Annotated in this window: 8 protein-coding genes and 1 pseudogene; 8 read left to right on the forward strand and 1 reads right to left on the reverse strand. The window is 73.5% G+C overall.

The features are described 5' to 3' along the window. Window positions 1-29: 29 nt before the first annotated feature. Window positions 30-3892, reverse strand: a pseudogene (locus tag H291_RS32050) (nitrate reductase subunit alpha). A gap of 257 nt (window positions 3893-4149) precedes the next feature. On the opposite strand from H291_RS32050, the gene H291_RS0114925 reads away from it, so the two are divergent. The 8 genes from H291_RS0114925 to H291_RS0114960 all read left to right on the forward strand — a co-directional run bounded on the left by H291_RS0114925 (window position 4150) and on the right by H291_RS0114960 (window position 16234). Beyond that, the gene (locus tag H291_RS0114925; protein ID WP_020015810.1) at window positions 4150-5478 is read left to right on the forward strand and encodes an MFS transporter; all 1329 of its coding nucleotides are present in this window, start codon (window positions 4150-4152) and stop codon (window positions 5476-5478) included. Window positions 5479-5480: 2 nt separating this feature from the next. Next, window positions 5481-7919 carry a molybdopterin oxidoreductase family protein gene (locus tag H291_RS30265; RefSeq protein WP_084468148.1) on the forward strand — a complete coding sequence of 813 codons (2439 nt, stop codon included), beginning with the start codon at window positions 5481-5483 and terminating at the stop codon, window positions 7917-7919. Continuing rightward, window positions 7916-9649 (forward strand): FAD-dependent oxidoreductase, encoded by a 1734-nt coding sequence (locus H291_RS0114935; RefSeq protein WP_033326920.1) that lies wholly within the window; start codon window positions 7916-7918, stop codon window positions 9647-9649. Before H291_RS30265 ends, H291_RS0114935 begins: the two co-directional genes overlap by 4 nt. 217 nt (window positions 9650-9866) lie before the next feature. Beyond that, window positions 9867-11072 (forward strand): Fic family protein, encoded by a 1206-nt coding sequence (locus H291_RS0114940; RefSeq protein ID WP_020015813.1) that lies wholly within the window; start codon window positions 9867-9869, stop codon window positions 11070-11072. Between the two features lie 102 nt (window positions 11073-11174). Beyond that, on the forward strand, window positions 11175-13835 hold the full coding sequence (nirB, locus tag H291_RS0114945; protein ID WP_026365771.1) for a nitrite reductase large subunit NirB: 2661 nt from the start codon (window positions 11175-11177) through the stop codon (window positions 13833-13835). Beyond that, complete coding sequence (gene nirD / locus H291_RS34610; RefSeq protein ID WP_020015815.1) at window positions 13832-14272, forward strand: nitrite reductase small subunit NirD; 441 nt, start codon at window positions 13832-13834, stop codon at window positions 14270-14272. The genes nirB and nirD overlap by 4 nt, the downstream gene beginning before the upstream one ends. After that, window positions 14269-15090, forward strand: coding sequence for a uroporphyrinogen-III C-methyltransferase (gene cobA / locus H291_RS0114955; protein ID WP_020015816.1), 822 nt, complete (start codon window positions 14269-14271; stop codon window positions 15088-15090). The genes nirD and cobA overlap by 4 nt, the downstream gene beginning before the upstream one ends. Next, the gene (locus H291_RS0114960) at window positions 15059-16234 is read left to right on the forward strand and encodes a uroporphyrinogen-III synthase (protein ID WP_020015817.1); all 1176 of its coding nucleotides are present in this window, start codon (window positions 15059-15061) and stop codon (window positions 16232-16234) included. Before cobA ends, H291_RS0114960 begins: the two co-directional genes overlap by 32 nt. Window positions 16235-16279: the final 45 nt, after the last annotated feature.

The following is a 16279-nucleotide window of genomic DNA, read 5'->3' on the forward strand; positions in this document are numbered from 1 at the left end:
CGTTCCTCGTCCTGCGTGTCGCCGCTCGGTCATTCGTAACGCACCTCCTGCGAACGACGCCGGACCACGGTCACCTCGTCGCGCTGGTTGCCGGTGGGCCCCAGGTAGTTGAAGGCGTAGGAGAGCTGGGCGTACCCGCCGGCCAGGTGCGACGGCTTGAGCAGGATCCGCGTCAGCGAGTTGTGGATGCCGCCGCGCAGCCCCGACGCCTCCGCGATCGGCACGTCCACCGTGCGGTCGGTGGCGTGGTGCATGTAGACGGTGCCTTCCGGCATGCGGTGGCTCACCACGGCCCGCGCCACGACGACGCCGTTGCGGTTCACGGCCTCGACCCACTCGTTGTCCGCGACGCCGATGCGGGCGGCGTCGCCCGGGGACATCCAGATGTTCGGCCCGCCGCGCGAGAGCGAGAGCATGAACAGGTTGTCCTGGTACTCGGAGTGGATGGACCACTTCGAGTGCGGGGTGAGGTAGCGGACGACGACCTCGGCACCCTCCGCGGGCCGATCGACCACCGGGCGTCCGGACTCGGCCAGCGAGGGGGAGTCCGGGAACAGCCGGTGCATGTCCAGCGGCGGCCGGAACACCGGGAGCTGCTCGCCGAGCTCCACGAGCCAGTCGTGGTCCAGGTAGAAGTGCTGCCGCCCGGTCAGGGTGTGCCATGGCTTGAGCCGCTCGACGTTCACCACGAACGCGCTGTACCGGCGTCCGCCGTGCTCGCTGCCCGACCACTCGGGCGACGTGATCACGGGGGTGGGCCGGGCCTGGACGTCGGCGAACGTGATGCGCCGGCCCTCGTCCTCGCGCGCCAGGTCGGCCAGCGGTCGCCCGGTGCGGCGCTCGACGCGCTCGAACCCCTGGACCGCGAGGCGGCCGTTGGTGGTTCCGCTGAGCGCCAGGATCGCCTCGCACGCGTGCGTGTCGCGGTCCAGCCGCGGACGTCCGGCCACCGGACCGTCCGGCACGAGCCCGTTGATCTCGCCGAGGCGCCGCACCTCGGCGTCGGGCGAGAAAGGCACGCCCTTGGTGACCATGCCGACGCCGTCGGTCAGCGGGCCGAGCGCGGCCATCCGGGCCGCGAACGCCGGGTAGTCCCGCTCGACCTCCACGATCTTGGGCATGTTCACGCCCGGCACCAGGTGCCGCCCGCGGAACGGCACGTTGCCGTCGGTCAGCGTGCCGTGGGGCACGGCCATCTCGTCGGGGGTGTCGTGCGCCAGCGGCGAGGCGACGACGTCCTGCCGCACGCCCAGGTGGTCGATCGCCATCGCGGAGATCTTCCGCGCGATGGCGTGGAACGCGGCGAAGTCGGTCTTGGTCTGCCACGGCGGGTCGATGGCCGGGCTGAACGCGTGCACGAACGGGTGCATGTCCGTCGAGGACAGGTCGTGCTTCTCGTACCAGGTCGCGGCGGGCAGCACGACGTCGGAGAACAGCGTGGTGCTCGTCATCCGGAAGTCCATCGTGACCAGCAGGTCGAGCTTGCCGCGCGGGGCCTCGTCGCGCCAGGTCATGGTGCTCGGACGACGCTCCGGTGCGGACTCCTCGGCGAACACCGCGGAGTCGGTGCCCAGCAGGTGCTTCAGGAAGTACTCGTTGCCCTTGCCGCTCGACCCGAGGATGTTGGCCCGCCACACGGTCAGCACGCGCGGGAAGTTGGCCGGGTCGTCCGGGTCCTCGACGGCGAACCGCAGCCGGCCCGCCTTCAGCTCGTCCACCACGTGCTCGGCCGGCGGCTTGCCCGCCGCCCGGGCCTCGTCGGCGAGGTCCAGCGGGTTGCGGTCGAACGTCGGGTAGCTCGGCATCCAGCCGCGCTGCGCGGAGTCCACGAGCGTGTCCGCCGTCGTCCGCCCCGCGAAGGTGCCCGGGGCCAGCGGCGAGGCCAGCGTGTCGGCGGGCAGGCCGTCGTACCGCCACTGGTCGGTCGCGAGGTACCAGAACGCCGTGCCGATCATCTGCCGCGGCGGCCGCACCCAGTCCAGCCCGCCCGCGTACTGCGCCCAGCCCGTCACGGGGCGGCACTTCTCCTGCCCCACGTAGTGCGCCCAGCCGCCGCCGTTCACGCCCTGGCAGCCGGTCATCGTGGTCAGCGCCAGGAACGCGCGGTAGATGGTGTCCGAGTGGAACCAGTGGTTCGTACCGGCGCCCATGATGATCATCGACCGGCCGTCGGAGTCGACGGCGTTCTGCGCGAACTCCCGCCCGATCCGGGTCGCGGCGGCCGCGGGAACGCCCGTGATCTCCTCCTGCCACGCCGGGGTGCCGGGCGCGGGGTCGTCGTAGCCCGTGGGCCAGTCGCCCGGCAGGCCGGGGCGGCCCACGCCGTACTGGGCGAGCATCAGGTCGAACACCGTGGTCACCAGGTGCCCGCCGACGCGCCGCACCGGCACGCCGCGCACGACGACGCCCTTGCCACCGGTGTGGGCGTCGTCGTCGGGTCCGGGGACCACGTCGAAGCGGGGGAGGGCGACGGCTGCGGTCTCGACAGGCTCGATCAGCGGTGTCGGCCCCCCGCTGGTCGAGCCTGTCGAGACCCCCGGAAGGTCGGCCCCGCTGGTCGAGCCTGTCGAGACCCCCGGGAGGTCCGCGATGCTCAGCGCCGGGTCCACGTCACCGAGGTCCAGGTTCCAACGCCCCTCGTCTGCCTCGCCGTACCGGTGGCCCAGCGTGCCGTTCGGCACCACGGGCGAACCGTCGGCGTCGAGCAGCACGGGCTTGAAGTGCGGGTTGGCCTCGGCGGTGACGCCGGGCAGGACGTCGTCGGACAGGTCGGCCGCCGTCAGGAACTTGCCCGGGACGTACGCCTCCTCGGCGTCGCCCGCCGCGTGCTGCCCCGCGCCGGACGAGGGCACGGGGTCCAGCCGCACGAGGAACGGCGAGTCGCTGTACTGCTTGAGGTAGGCCGCGAAGCGCTCCGTGCGCCGGTCCACGAGGTACTCGCGCAGGATCACGTGCCCCATGGCCAGGGCGAGCGCGCCGTCCGTGCCGGGGTGCGGTGCGAGCCACGCGTCGGCGAACTTGGTGTTGTCCGCGTAGTCGGGCGAGACCGCCACCACCTTCTGGCCGCGGTACCGGGCCTCCGTCATGAAGTGCGCGTCCGGCGTGCGCGTCACCGGGATGTTCGAGCCCCACATGATCAGGTAGGCGGCGTTCCACCAGTCCGCCGACTCCGGCACGTCCGTCTGGTCGCCGAACACCTGCGGGGAGGCCACCGGGAGGTCGGCGTACCAGTCGTAGAAGCTGAGCATGGTGCCGCCGAGCATCTGCACGAACCGCGCGCCCACCCCGTGCGAGACCATCGACATCGCGGGGATCGGCGAGAACCCGGCGATCCGGTCCGGCCCGTGCTCCTTGATCGTGTGCACGTGGGCCGCCGCGACGATCTCCGCCGCCTCCTCCCACGTGGCCCGGACCAGGCCGCCCTTGCCACGCGCCCGCTTGTAGGCGCTCGCGACGGCGGGGTCGCCGGTGACCTCGGCCCACGCGCGGACCGGGTCCTCGGTCCGGGCCCGCGCCGCCCGGTAGGCCTCCAGCAGCACGCCGCGCACGTACGGGTAGCGCACCCGCGTGGGCGAGTACGTGTACCAGCTGAACGCGGCCCCGCGCGGGCAGCCGCGCGGCTCGTACTCGGGGAGTCCGGGCCCACCGACGGGTAGTCCGTCTGCTGGGTCTCCCACGTGATGATGCCGTCCTTGACGTACACCTTCCACGAGCAGGACCCCGTGCAGTTCACACCGTGCGTGGAGCGGACCACCTTGTCGTGCGACCACCGGTCCCGGTAGAACGAGTCGCCGCCCCTGCCACCCTCCAGGTACAGCCGGCGCAGGTCCTCGGACACCTCCCCTCGGCGGAGGTGCCGTCCCAGCCTGACGAGTGCGTCCTCGGTGGCCATCTTTTTCAGTTTCACCTGGGGTCTGGGAATGCGCGACCTGGCCTGCGGCGCAGATGCCGCGGGCAACCCCTCACACCGCGGGCCGGCCCCCTGTGCGTTCTTCCTTACGGTCGATTAACTGCTCTTTGTCGGGCGATGAAACACCGCCTCCTTAGGTTCCTGGCTGTCGGTCCGACGTCGGGCCGGCCCCGGACGGGCACCTGTCGGTCCGGGCGCGCCCGGCGTCGTCGGGCATACGCCCATGCAGGGAGGACGACGTGTCCACTCCGACCACACGTGACCAGGCACCCACACCCAGCGAGCCCGCCGTCCGGCGGCGCACCGGCCGCTGGATCGAGCACTGGGACCCCGAGGACAAGACCCTCTGGGAGGACGGCGGCCGCCGGACCGCCCGGCGCAACCTCGTGCTCTCGATCTTCGCGGAGTTCCTCGGCTTCGGGGTCTGGGCCATCTGGTCGATCGTCGTGCCGCAGCTCCCCGCCGCGGGCTTCGACCTCAGCGTCGACCAGATGTTCTGGCTCATCTCCGTGCCGAGCCTCGTCGGCGCCACTCTGCGCATCCCCTACACGTTCGCCGTGCCGGTGTTCGGCGGCCGCAACTGGACCATCGTCTCCGCGCTGCTCCTGCTGCTGCCGACCGGCGCGCTCATCCTCACCGTCGGCGACCCCACCACGCCGTTCCCCGTGCTGCTCGCCGCCGCGGCGCTCGCGGGCCTGGGCGGCGGCAACTTCGCGTCGTCGATGGCGAACATCTCCTTCTTCTTCCCCGAGAAGGAGAAGGGCGCGGCCCTGGGCTGGAACGCCGCCGGCGGCAACATCGGCACGGCGGCCGTGCAGCTCGCGGTGCCGCTCGTCATCGTCACCGGGGCGGGCGTCGCGCTCGACCGGGCCGGCCTGATCTTCGTCCCGTTCATCCTGCTGGCCGCGTTCCTCGCCTGGCGCTACATGGACAACCTGTCCACGGCCAAGGCCGACCCGCGCTCGTTCGGCGTGGCGGTGCACCACAAGCACACGTGGGTCATCAGCTTCATCTACATCGGCACGTTCGGGTCGTTCATCGGCTACGCGGGCGCCTTTCCGACGCTCCTGGCGGCGCAGTTCCCCCAGGTCGCGATCCCGCTCGCCTTCGTCGGCGCGCTCGTGGGGTCCATCGCCCGCCCGCTCGGCGGCATCCTGGCCGACCGCGTGGGCGGCGCCCGCGTGACCATCGGTGCGTTCGCCGTGATGGCGCTCGGCGCCGTGGGCGCGATCACCGCCCTCGGCTCCGGGAGCTTCGCGCTGTTCTTCGGCTCGTTCCTCGGCCTGTTCGTCGCCACGGGCGTGGGCAACGGCTCCGTCTACCGGATGATCCCCGCGGTCTTCCGGGCGAGCGGCGGGACGGCGAAGGCCGCGGCCGGCTGCATCGGCATCGCCGGCGCCATCGGGGCGTTCGGCGGGTTCCTCATCCCGCGCGGGTTCGCCCTGTCCACCACGGTGGCAGGGTCGATCGTGCCCGCGCTGTGGCTGTTCATCGGCGTCTACGCGGTGATGGCGCTGGTCTGCTGGCTGGTCTACGGCCGCGGCGCCATGGCCGAGGCGCGGGTCTGACCATGCTCGCCACCCCCGGGACCCCCGTCGACTCGCACTGCCCCTACTGTGCGCTGCAGTGCGGGATGTCGCTGACACCCCGCGCGGCGTCGGGCCCGGGGGTGCCCGGGACCGGGGTGCCGGCGGCGTCCGGCGCCCCCGAGGTGCAGCCGCGCGACTTCCCGACCAACCGGGGCGGGCTGTGCCAGAAGGGGTGGACGTCGGCGGCGGTGCTCGGGGCGGCCGACCGGATCACCACGCCGCTGGTCCGCCGGTCCGTGCTGACGGGCGCGGACCAGCCGACAGACCCGGCCGACCCGATCGCTCGCGGCCGGCGGGTCGACCCCCTGGTCCCCGTCGCCTGGGAGACTGCGCTCGACCTCGTGGCGTCCCGGCTCGCCACGCTGGCCGCCGAGTCCGGGCCGGAGACGGTGGCCGTCTTCGGCGGCGGCGGCCTGACCAACGAGAAGGCCTACGCGCTCGGCAAGTTCGCGCGGACCGTGCTGCGCACGCCCAACATCGACTACAACGGCCGGTTCTGCATGGCATCGGCGGCCGCCGGGATGAACCGGTCCTTCGGCGTCGACCGCGGCCTGCCGTTCCCGCTGGCCGACCTGGGCGGCGCCCAGGCCGTGCTGCTCCTGGGCTCGAACGTGGCCGAGACCATGCCGCCCGCCGTCCAGCACCTCGCCGGGGCGCGGGCGGCAGGTGGCCTCGTCGTCGTCGACCCGCGGCGGTCCGCGACGGCTCGGCTCGCGGAGGACCCGGCGGCCGCGGGCGGGCCGGGCGCCGCCGAGGGCGTGCACCTCGCCCCCGTGCCGGGCACGGACCTCGCGGTGCTGCTCGGCCTGCTGCACGTGGTGCTCGCCGAGGGCCTCGCCGACCGGGAGTACCTGGAGGCGCGCACCACCGGGTTCGACGACGTCGCGCGCTCGGTCGCCGGCTGGTGGCCCGAGCGGGTCGAGTCGGTCTCGGGCGTGCCCGCCGCCGACCTGCGTCGCGTGGCCCGGCTGCTCGCGGCCGCCGCGCCGGTGCACGGCGGCACCGGCGCGTACGTGCTGACCGGGCGCGGCGTCGAGCAGTCCACGCAGGGGACGGCCACCGTCACGGCGGCGATCAACCTGGCGCTGGCGCTCGGGCTGCCCGGCCGGGTCGGGTCGGGATACGGCGCGATCACCGGCCAGGGCAACGGGCAGGGCGGGCGCGAGCACGGGCAGAAGGCCGACCAGCTACCGGGCTACCGCAAGATCGACGACCCGGCCGCGCGCGAGCACGTGGCCGCCGTCTGGGGCGTGGACCCCGAGACCCTGCCCGGCCCCGGCGTGCCCGCGGTGCGACTCCTCAAGTCGCTGGGCGCGATGGGCCCCGACGGCGCCCGGGTGCCCGGCCGGCCGCGCGCACTCCTGGTGCACGGCTCGAACCTCGTGGTCAGCGCCCCGAACGCGGGCGGCGTGATCGACCGGCTGCGCAGCCTCGACCTCCTGGTGGTCTGCGACTTCGTGCCGAGCGAGACGGCGCTGCTGGCCGACGTCGTGCTCCCGGTGACCCAGTGGGCCGAGGAGGAGGGCACGATGACGTCGCTCGAGGGGCGCGTGATCCGCCGTCGGGCCGCGGTGCGGGCGCCGGGCGAGGCACGCTCCGAGCTGTGGATCCTCGCGGAGCTCGCGCGCCGGCTCGGCGCGCCCGAGACGCTGGCCTTCCCGACCGACCCCGCCGTCGTGTTCGACGAGCTCGCCCGGGCCTCGGCGGGCGGCCCCGCCGACTACTCCGGGCTGTCGCACGCGCGGCTCGACGCCGACGAGGCGGCCGGCGGCCCGGGCCTGTTCTGGCCTGTCCCCGCTGGTGCCGCGGACATGTCAGACCCACAGCTCCCTGGAGGGACCTGTGGGTCTGACACGGCGCCGCATCCCGGGACGCCCCGGCTCTTCCTCGAGCGGTTCGCCACCCCCGACGGGCGGGCACGGATGGTGCCCGTCGACCACGTGGGCCCGAGCGACGACGTGCGGCCTGACGCGCCGTTCTACCTGGTCACCGGCCGGGTGCTGCAGCACTACCAGTCGGGCGCGCAGACGCACCGCGTGGCCGAGCTGGAGAAGCTGGTGGCCGAGCCGTACGTGGAGCTGCACCCGGTGCTCGGCTTCCGGATCGGCGTGCCCGACGGCGCCCGCGTGCGCCTCACCAGCGCCCGCGGCCGCGTCGAGGCGACGGCGCGCTGGACCGACGCCGTGCGCCCCGACACGGTCTTCATGCCGTTCCACTGGAGCGGCGTCGGGTCGGTCAACCAGGTGACGACGGACGCCACCGACCCGATCTCCGGGATGCCGGAGTTCAAGGTCTGCGCGGTGGACGTCTCGATCGCCCCCGCGGAGGTCGAGCCCGTCGAGACCCCGGCGACGTCTGCCGCACCGGGTCTCGACGGGCTCGACCAGCGGGGTCCCGTACAGAAGGAGCTCTCGACATGAACCTGCGTGTCCCTGTGAAGGTGGTCGTGGTGGGGTTCGGGATGGTCGGCTCGCGGCTCGTCGACGAGCTGCTGCGCCGGGAGCCCGAGGCCTTCGACATCACGGTGCTCGGCAGCGAGCCCTACGAGCCGTACAACCGGGTGCTGCTGAGCGACGTCGTGGCGGGCCGCACCGACGTCGCGGCCATCACGATGCCCCTGCCCGACGGCGCCCGGGTCACCGTTCGCCGGGGCGTCACCGCGGCGTCGATCGACCGGGCGTCGCGGGTGGTGCACGCCGACGACGGCACCCTGCACCCGTACGACCACGTGGTGCTGGCGACCGGCGCGGCCGCCCGCATCCCGCCGATCCCCGGCCTGCGCACGCCCGACGGTGGCCTGCCCGCCGGCGTGCACGCGCTGCGCACGCTCGACGACGCCCGCGAGATCGTGGCCGCCACCGTCAACTCCCCGCGCGCCGTGGTGGTGGGCGGCGGGGTGCTGGGCCTGGAGGCCGCCGTCGGGCTCGCGGGCCGCGGGCTGAACGTCACGCTCGTGCACCACGGCCAGGGCCTCATGGAGCGCCAGCTCGACGGGGAGGCCGCCGACGTCGTGCGGGCCGGGCTGGAGGGGCTGGGCGTGACCGTCCGGCAGAACAGCCTCTCCAGCGAGGTGCTCGTGGCGGGCGGTCACGCCGTGGGCATCCGCGTCCGGGAGAACGCGCAGGTCGTCTCCGCGGTGCCGGCGGGCGGCGGCCCGGCGGGCGGGCCGGGCTCGGCTGGTGCGGCCCCGCGCGACGAGGTGGTCGCCGCCCGTCTGGTCGTGTTCTCCGTCGGCACCATCCCGGAGACCGGGCTCGCCGCGGCGGCCGGGCTGACGACGGACCGCGGCGTCGTCGTCGGGCACGACCTGGCCAGCCCCGACGACCCGCGGGTGTACGCGGTCGGCGACTGCGCGCAGCCGCCGGGCGGGTCCCGGGGGCTCGTCGCCGAGGGCTGGGACCAGGCGCGGCGGCTGGCGGAGCACCTGGTGTCGCTGGTCGAGCCGGTTGTCCCGCTGGTGGCGCCTGTCCGCTCGCTGGTGGAGCCGGCCCGCTCGCTGGTCGAGCCTGTCGAGACCCGCCCGACGGCCCACCTGCGCCTGCCGGGCGGGGAGGCCGGGCCCAGCATGGCCGTGCGCCTCGGCGCGCTGCTGACCAGCGGGGCGACGACGAGCCGCGCGCAGACCGACCGCGGGATCGACACCCGCGGGACCGACGTCGTCAAGGTCAAGGCGGGCACGCTCAGCATCACCACGATGGGGGTCTGCGGCCCGGCGCGCCCGGACGAGCCGACGCAGCGGGCGGTCCGCCTGGCTGACCCGAGGGCGGGCCGGTACATCGAGGTAGTGGTGTCCGACGGCATCCTCGTGGGCGCCACCTGCGTGGGCGACCCGCGCGTGGCCGCCGACCTCACCGCCGCCTACACCCGCCGCACGCCCGCGCCGCTGGACCCCGCGTTCCTGCTGCTCACGCCGGTCATGGCCGCGGCGTCGCCGGCGTCGTCCCCGGAGCACATGCCCGAGGACGCCGTGGTCTGCCGCTGCAACGGCGTGACCAAGGGCGACATCGCGGGCGCGTGCCCGCCGGGCGCGCACTCGGTCGAGGACGTCGTGCGCGAGACCCGCGCCACGACGGGCTGCGGCTCGTGCAAGGACGCGGTGTGCGGCCTGGTGGACTGGCTCCGCACGGAGTCGGTCCCGGAGCCGGCGTAGTCGGCAGTCCGGCAGAAGTGCGCTTCTACCCAGCCATTAGGCCCGAAAACAGGCCAGTTCCGGGCCTAATGGCTGGGTAGAAGCGCACCTTCACACCCCCGAACCAGCGGTTGGGCACGGTCCGGATGTCCGTGCGACCCCACGGCAACGGTGCGAAACCTGGAGCAAGCCGGGCCGTTAATCCAAGTTTCGCCGAAACCTGGATTAGCGTTGGGGCATGCTCCAAGTTCCTGCATTCCGGCACGAGGACGAGTACTGGGTCGCCGAGCCTGACGGCCTGACCAGTCGTGCGCGGATGGCCGAGGCCTCCGGGTCGTACCGGTCGGCAGTCCCGCCCCTCATCGAAGGCTGGACGCCAGTGATCGCCGCAGACATCGCGGCTGACACGGAAGAAGCGGCTGCCGCCCTGAGCAGGTTCGACGCATACGCCCGCGCGGTGCTCGGGGAGACGAGCCCGTCGCTCGGGCCGATGAGTTCCATCCTGCTCCGGACGGAGTCCACGTCGTCGTCACAGATCGAGAACCTGACCGTGGGGGCGCGACAGCTCGCTCTGGCCGAGCTCGATCAGTCGACGTCGGACAACGCGCGGACCGTTGTCGCGAACGTCCACGCGATGGAAGCGGCGCTCGACCTTGCCGACCGCCTCGACACGGCCGCGGTCCTGGAGATGCACCGGGCACTGTTGTCGGGCCAGCGAGGTTGGGAGGAGCATGCCGGTCAGTGGCGCGATCAGCTGGTGTGGATCGGGACGAGCTCCGTGAGCCCGCGCGGTGCGTCCCATGTCGCGCCGCAGGCAGCCCTCGTGCCTGGTGCCATGGACGACCTGATGAGATTCGTGCGCCGAGACGACCTTCCCGTCGTGGTGCAGGCTGCGGTGGCGCACGCCCACTTCGAGAACATCCACCCGTTCTCCGACGGGAACGGCAGGACAGGCCGTGCGCTCGTGCACGCGATGTTCCGTGCCAAGCGACTCGTCACGAGCACGACGGCTCCTGTCTCGGCGGGATTGCTGAAGGACACCGACAGCTACTTCGCGACCCTGTCCGCCTACCGTGACGGAGACGCCCGGCCGATCGTCGAGCAGTTTGCCGGTGCTGCTCGGTTCGCGGCGGCTGCGGGCGCTCGTCTGATCGATGACCTCGCCGCACAGATCGAGTTGTCCCGGGACAAGATGTCGGGGCTTCGCCCGCAGGCATCGGCGTGGAAGGTGCTTCCGCATCTGCTCTCCCATCCAGTGCTCAACGCCAACTACCTTTCCGCTCGGCTCGGCATGGGCGCGCAGAGTGCGCAGAACGCGCTCGGCCAGCTGGTGGACAGCGGTGTCCTGGAAGAACGAACGGGGCTCCGTCGCAACCGTGTCTGGCAGCATCCGGGGATACTCGCCGTGCTGGACCACTTCGCGCAGAGCCTGATCCGCACGTAGCACCCGCGCTCACCGCGCCACCCCCGCCCCTGTGAGGAAGATGTTCGGCCCGGGTAACCACGGACGCACCGGCGCGAAAAACCCGCGACCTACGGTCAAGACATGGTCAATTCCGGCAATCCTCAGCACCTTGTGGTGATCGGCGGTGGCATGGTCGCGCAGCGGCTCGTCGAGGCGCTGCGCGCCCGGGACGACGCCGGCCGCTACCGCGTGACCGTGTTCGCGGAAGAGCCCCGCGCCCCCTACGACCGCGTGGGCCTGACCCGCTGGTTCGAGGAGGGGCCCGAGGGCATCGCCCTGGGCGACCCGTCCCTCTGGGCCGACCCGCTCGTCACCCTGCACACCGACCGCAAGATCGAGTCGATCGACCGCGCGGCGAAGACCGTCACGGACCGCCTCGGCAAGGTCCACGCGTACGACGAGCTCGTGCTCGCCACCGGCTCCAGCGCCGCGATGCCGCCCATCCCCGGGAACGACCTCCCGGGCGTCTTCGTCTACCGCACCATCGACGACGTCGCGGCCCTGCGCGGCTGGGTCGAGGAGAAGCGCCGGAGCTACCCCGAGGGCAAGCCGGTGCGCGGCGCCGTGATCGGCGGCGGCCTGCTCGGCCTGGAGGCCGCCGGCGCGCTGACCGCGCTCGACGCGCAGGCCACCGTGATCGAGTTCGGCACCCACCTGATGGGCGTGCAGGTCGACCTCGGCGGGGGCCACGCGCTGAAGCGCCTGATCAACGGCAAGGGCATCGGCGTCCGCGCCGAGACCGCGACGAGCCAGATGAAGCCGCACCGCCGCACCGGTCACGTGGGCCGGCTCGACTTCGCGGACGGCGGCCGGCTCGACGTCGACGTCGTCGTGGTCGCCACCGGCGTGCGCCCCCGCGACGAGCTCGGCCGGGCGGCCGGGCTGCCGGTGGGCGAGCGCGGCGGCGTCGTCGTCGACCTGACCTGCCGCACCGAGGACCCGCACGTCTGGGCCGTGGGCGAGGTGGCCTGCATCGAGGGCCGCTGCCTCGGCCTGGTGGCGCCCGGCAACACCATGGCCGAGGTGGTCGTGGACCGCCTGCTCGGCGGCCTCGCCGAGTTCCCCGGCGCGGACACGGCGACCAAGCTCAAGCTCTCGGGCGTCGACGTCGCGTCGTTCGGCGACGCGCACGCCCGCACCGAGGACGCCGTCGAGGTGGTCTGGGCCGACCCGGTGGCCGGCGTCTACAAGAAGCTCGTCCTGTCCGACGACGCGCGCACCCTGCTGGGCGGCGTCTTCGTGGGCGACGCCGCGCCGTACGCCAGCCTGCGCCCCATGCTCGGCGCGGAGCTGCCCGGCGACGACCCGAGCGCGTTCCTGCTGCCGGAGGGCGGCGGCGGTGCCCCGGGCCTCGAGCTGCCCGACGACGCCAACGTCTGCTCCTGCAACAACGTCTCCGCGGGCACGATCCGCGGCGCCGTCACCGAGCACCGGTGCACCGACGTCCCGGGCGTGAAGGCCTGCACGCGCGCCGGCACCACCTGCGGCGCCTGCCTGCCGCTGGTCAAGAAGCTCGTCGACACCGAGCTGGAGCGCGCGGGCATCGAGGTCAGCACGGCCCTGTGCGAGCACTTCGAGATGTCCCGCGCCCAGCTGTTCGACGCCGTCCGGGTCGCCGACCTGCACTCGTTCAGCGACATCGTGGCCCGGTTCGGGGTCTCGACCGAGGTCCCGACCGGCTCGACCACCGGGGACGCCTCGCTGGTCGAGCCTGTCGAGACCCCCGTCGGCAACCGAGGCTGCGACATCTGCAAGCCCGTCGTCGCGTCGATCCTGGCGAGCCTGGGCAACGGGCACATCCTGGCGGGCGAGCAGTCCACGCTGCAGGACACCAACGACCACATGCTCGCCAACCTGCAGAAGGACGGCACCTACTCGGTGGTGCCCCGGATGCCGGGCGGCGAGGTCACGCCGGAGGGGCTGATCGTCGTCGGCCAGGTGGCCAAGGACTTCGGGCTGTACACGAAGATCACGGGCGGCCAGCGCATCGACATGTTCGGCGCCCGGGTGGACCAGCTCCCGGACATCTGGCGCCGCCTGGTCGACGCCGGGTTCGAGTCCGGGCACGCGTACGGCAAGTCGCTGCGCACGGTGAAGTCGTGCGTCGGGTCCACCTGGTGCCGGTACGGCGTGCAGGACTCGGTGGGCATGGCCGTCGAGCTGGAGCTGCGCTACCGCGGCCTGCGCTCGCCGCACAAGCTCAAGATGGGCGTCTCGGGCTGCGCCCGCGAGTGCGCGGAGGCGCGCGGCAAGGACGTGGGCGTCATCGCCACGGACAAGGGCTGGAACGTGTACGTGGGCGGCAACGGCGGCCAGACGCCGCGGCACGCGAAGCTGCTCGCCGAGGACCTGACGTCCGAGGAGCTGTTGCGCACCATCGACCGGTTCCTCATGTACTACGTGCGCACGGCCGACCGCCTGCAGCGCACCGCGCCGTGGATCGAGGAGGTCGACGGCGGCCTGGAGGGCGTGCGCGAGGTGATCATGGAGGACTCCCTCGGCATCTGCGCCGACCTGGACGCCGCCATGGCCCGCCACGTCGAGAACTACGAGGACGAGTGGAAGGCCGTGCTGGAGGACCCGGAGAAGCTGCGCCGGTTCTCCTCCTTCGTCAACGCCCCCAAGGACGCCGATCCGTCGCTGGCCTACGTGACCGAGCGTGGCCAGCGCCGTCCGGCGACGTCGGCCGAGCGAGCGTCCGGCGTCGTCATCGCAGGTCCCAAGCTGGAGGTACGAGCATGACCGTCCACCACGTGTCAGACGTACAGGTCACCCGAGGGAACTGGGGGTCTGACAACCCGAGCGAGGTCCGCTGGGAGCGGGCCTGCCTGCTCACCGACCTGTTCCCCGAGCGCGGCGCGGCCGCGCTCTTCGGGGACGTCCAGGTGGCCCTCTTCCGCCTGCCCGACGACGCCGCCTACGGCGTCCACGCCGGCCAGGTCTACGCGGTGCAGAACCTGGACCCGTTCTCGGCGGCGAACGTGATCTCGCGCGGGATCGTCGGCACCCGTGCCGGGGAGCCCACGGTGGCCGCGCCGGTGTACAAGCAGGTGTTCTCCCTGGTCACGGGCACGTGCCTGGTGCTGGCGGACAAGACCCCGAAGGACGATCTGCCCGCCGACCTGGTGACCTACCCGGTCGAGGTCCGCGAGGACGTGATCTACGTGGGTCTCCCGTGACGTCCGGGCGGGTGACGCTGGTCGGGGGCGGCCCGGGCGCCGTCGACCTGCTGACCGTGCGCGCCTGGCGGGCGCTGCAGGCGGCCGACGTCGTCGTCGCCGACCGGCTGGGGCCCGTCGAGATCCTCGCCGAGCTCCCGCCGCACGTCCGGGTGGTCGACGTCGGCAAGGAGCCCGGCCGGCACCCCGTGCCGCAGGAGCGCATCAACGAGCTGCTCGTGGAGCACGCGCTGGCGGGCGCCCACGTGGTGCGGCTCAAGGGCGGCGACCCGTTCGTGCTCGGCCGCGGCGGCGAGGAGGTGCTCGCGTGCGTGGCGGCCGGCGTGCCGGTCGAGGTGGTCCCGGGCATCACGTCCGCCGTCGCCGTGCCGGGGCTGGCCGGCATCCCGCTCACCCACCGCGGCGTCACCACGGGCTTCCACGTGGTCTCGGGCCACTGCGCCACCTCTGACGTGTCAGACGCACAGATCCCCGGACGGATCCGTGCGGCTGACACGTCCGGGCCGCTCGACGCCGCCGCGCTCTCCTGCGTGCGCGACGGCACGGCTACGCTTGTCGTACTGATGGGGGTGCGGTCCCTCGGCGCGATCGTGGCGCAGTCCCTGGCCGCAGGCGCCGATCCCGGAACTCCCGTGGCGATGGTGGAGAACGGTTCCACGCCGGAGCAGCGCGTCACGCGGGCCCGCCTCGACGAGGCGGCCGCCGTGGCGGCGGCCCGTGGTGTGCGGTCGCCCGCGGTCGTCGTCATCGGCCGCGTGGCCGCGGCAGGGCTTCTGGAGGGTGCGAATGAGCGACGTCTGGCAGGTGCCGGTGTCTGACGCCGCAGCGCCCGCCCGCGCGCAGGCCGCCCACCCGACGCTGGGCCAGGTCATGGCCGGTGCGACCGTGCTCGTCACCGCCGAGCGCCGGGCCTCCGAGCTCGCCGCCGCCCTCGAGCGGCGCGGCGCGACGATCCGGCACGCGCCCGCGCTCAGCATGATCCCGCACGTCGACGACGAGACACTGATCGCCGCGACCCGGGCCATCGTCGCCGCGCCGCCGGACGTCCTGGTGGTCACGACGGGCATCGGCTTCCGCGCCTGGATCGAGGCCGCCGACGCGCACGGGCTCGCGGAGCCGCTCCTCGGCATGCTCGCCGGGATCCGGCTCGTCGCGCGCGGGCCCAAGGCCCGCGGCGCGATCCAGGCCGCCGGGCTGCAGGCCGACTGGGTGGCCGAGTCCGAGACGTCCGCCGAGGTGGCGGAGGTGCTGCTCAGCGAGGGCGTGGACGGCCTGCGCATCGCGATCCAGCACCACGGCGCGGGCGCCGACGGCCTGGACGAGGTGTTCGAGAAGGCCGGCGCGCAGGTCGCCAGCCTCGTCGTCTACCGGTGGGGCCCCGCACCCGACCCCGCCGCCGTCCGCGACTCCGCGCACGCGGTGGCCGACGGCGACATCGACGCGGTCGTGTTCACGTCCGCCCCGGGCGCCGAGGCCTGGCTGCAGGCCGTCGAGGCGGAGGGGCTGGTCGAGCGTGTCCGCGCCCGGTTCGCCGACGGCGGGACCGTCGCCGCCGCCGTCGGGCCCGTGACGGCCAAGCCGCTGGAGCACCGCGGGATCGTGCCCCTGCAGCCCGAGCGCGGCCGGCTCGGCGCGCTCGTGCGCGCGCTGGTGGGGCACTACGAGCGCATCGAGTCCGTGGCGCTGAGCACCGTGGCCGGGTCGCTGGTGATCCGCGCACGCGTGGCCGTGCTCGACGGGCAGGTGCTGCCCCTGTCCCCGACGGGTGTCGCGGTGCTGCGGCTGCTCGCCGCGGCGGAGGGCGACGTCGTGCCCCGCGACCAGGTGCTCGCCGCGCTGCCCGGCGACTCGCAGGACACACACGCCGCGGAGGTGGCTATCGCGCGCCTGCGCGAGGCGGCGGGCCGGCGCGACCTGATCCGCACCGTGGTCAAGCGGGGCTACCGCATAGAGCTGGCCTGAGGCTCTGGCTCCCTCTTTCGGCGGGCTCGTTTTCGACGGGGCTGG

It is taken from the genome of Promicromonospora sukumoe 327MFSha3.1, from assembly GCF_000385135.1.
In the GTDB taxonomy this organism is placed as follows: domain Bacteria; phylum Actinomycetota; class Actinomycetes; order Actinomycetales; family Cellulomonadaceae; genus Promicromonospora; species Promicromonospora sukumoe_B.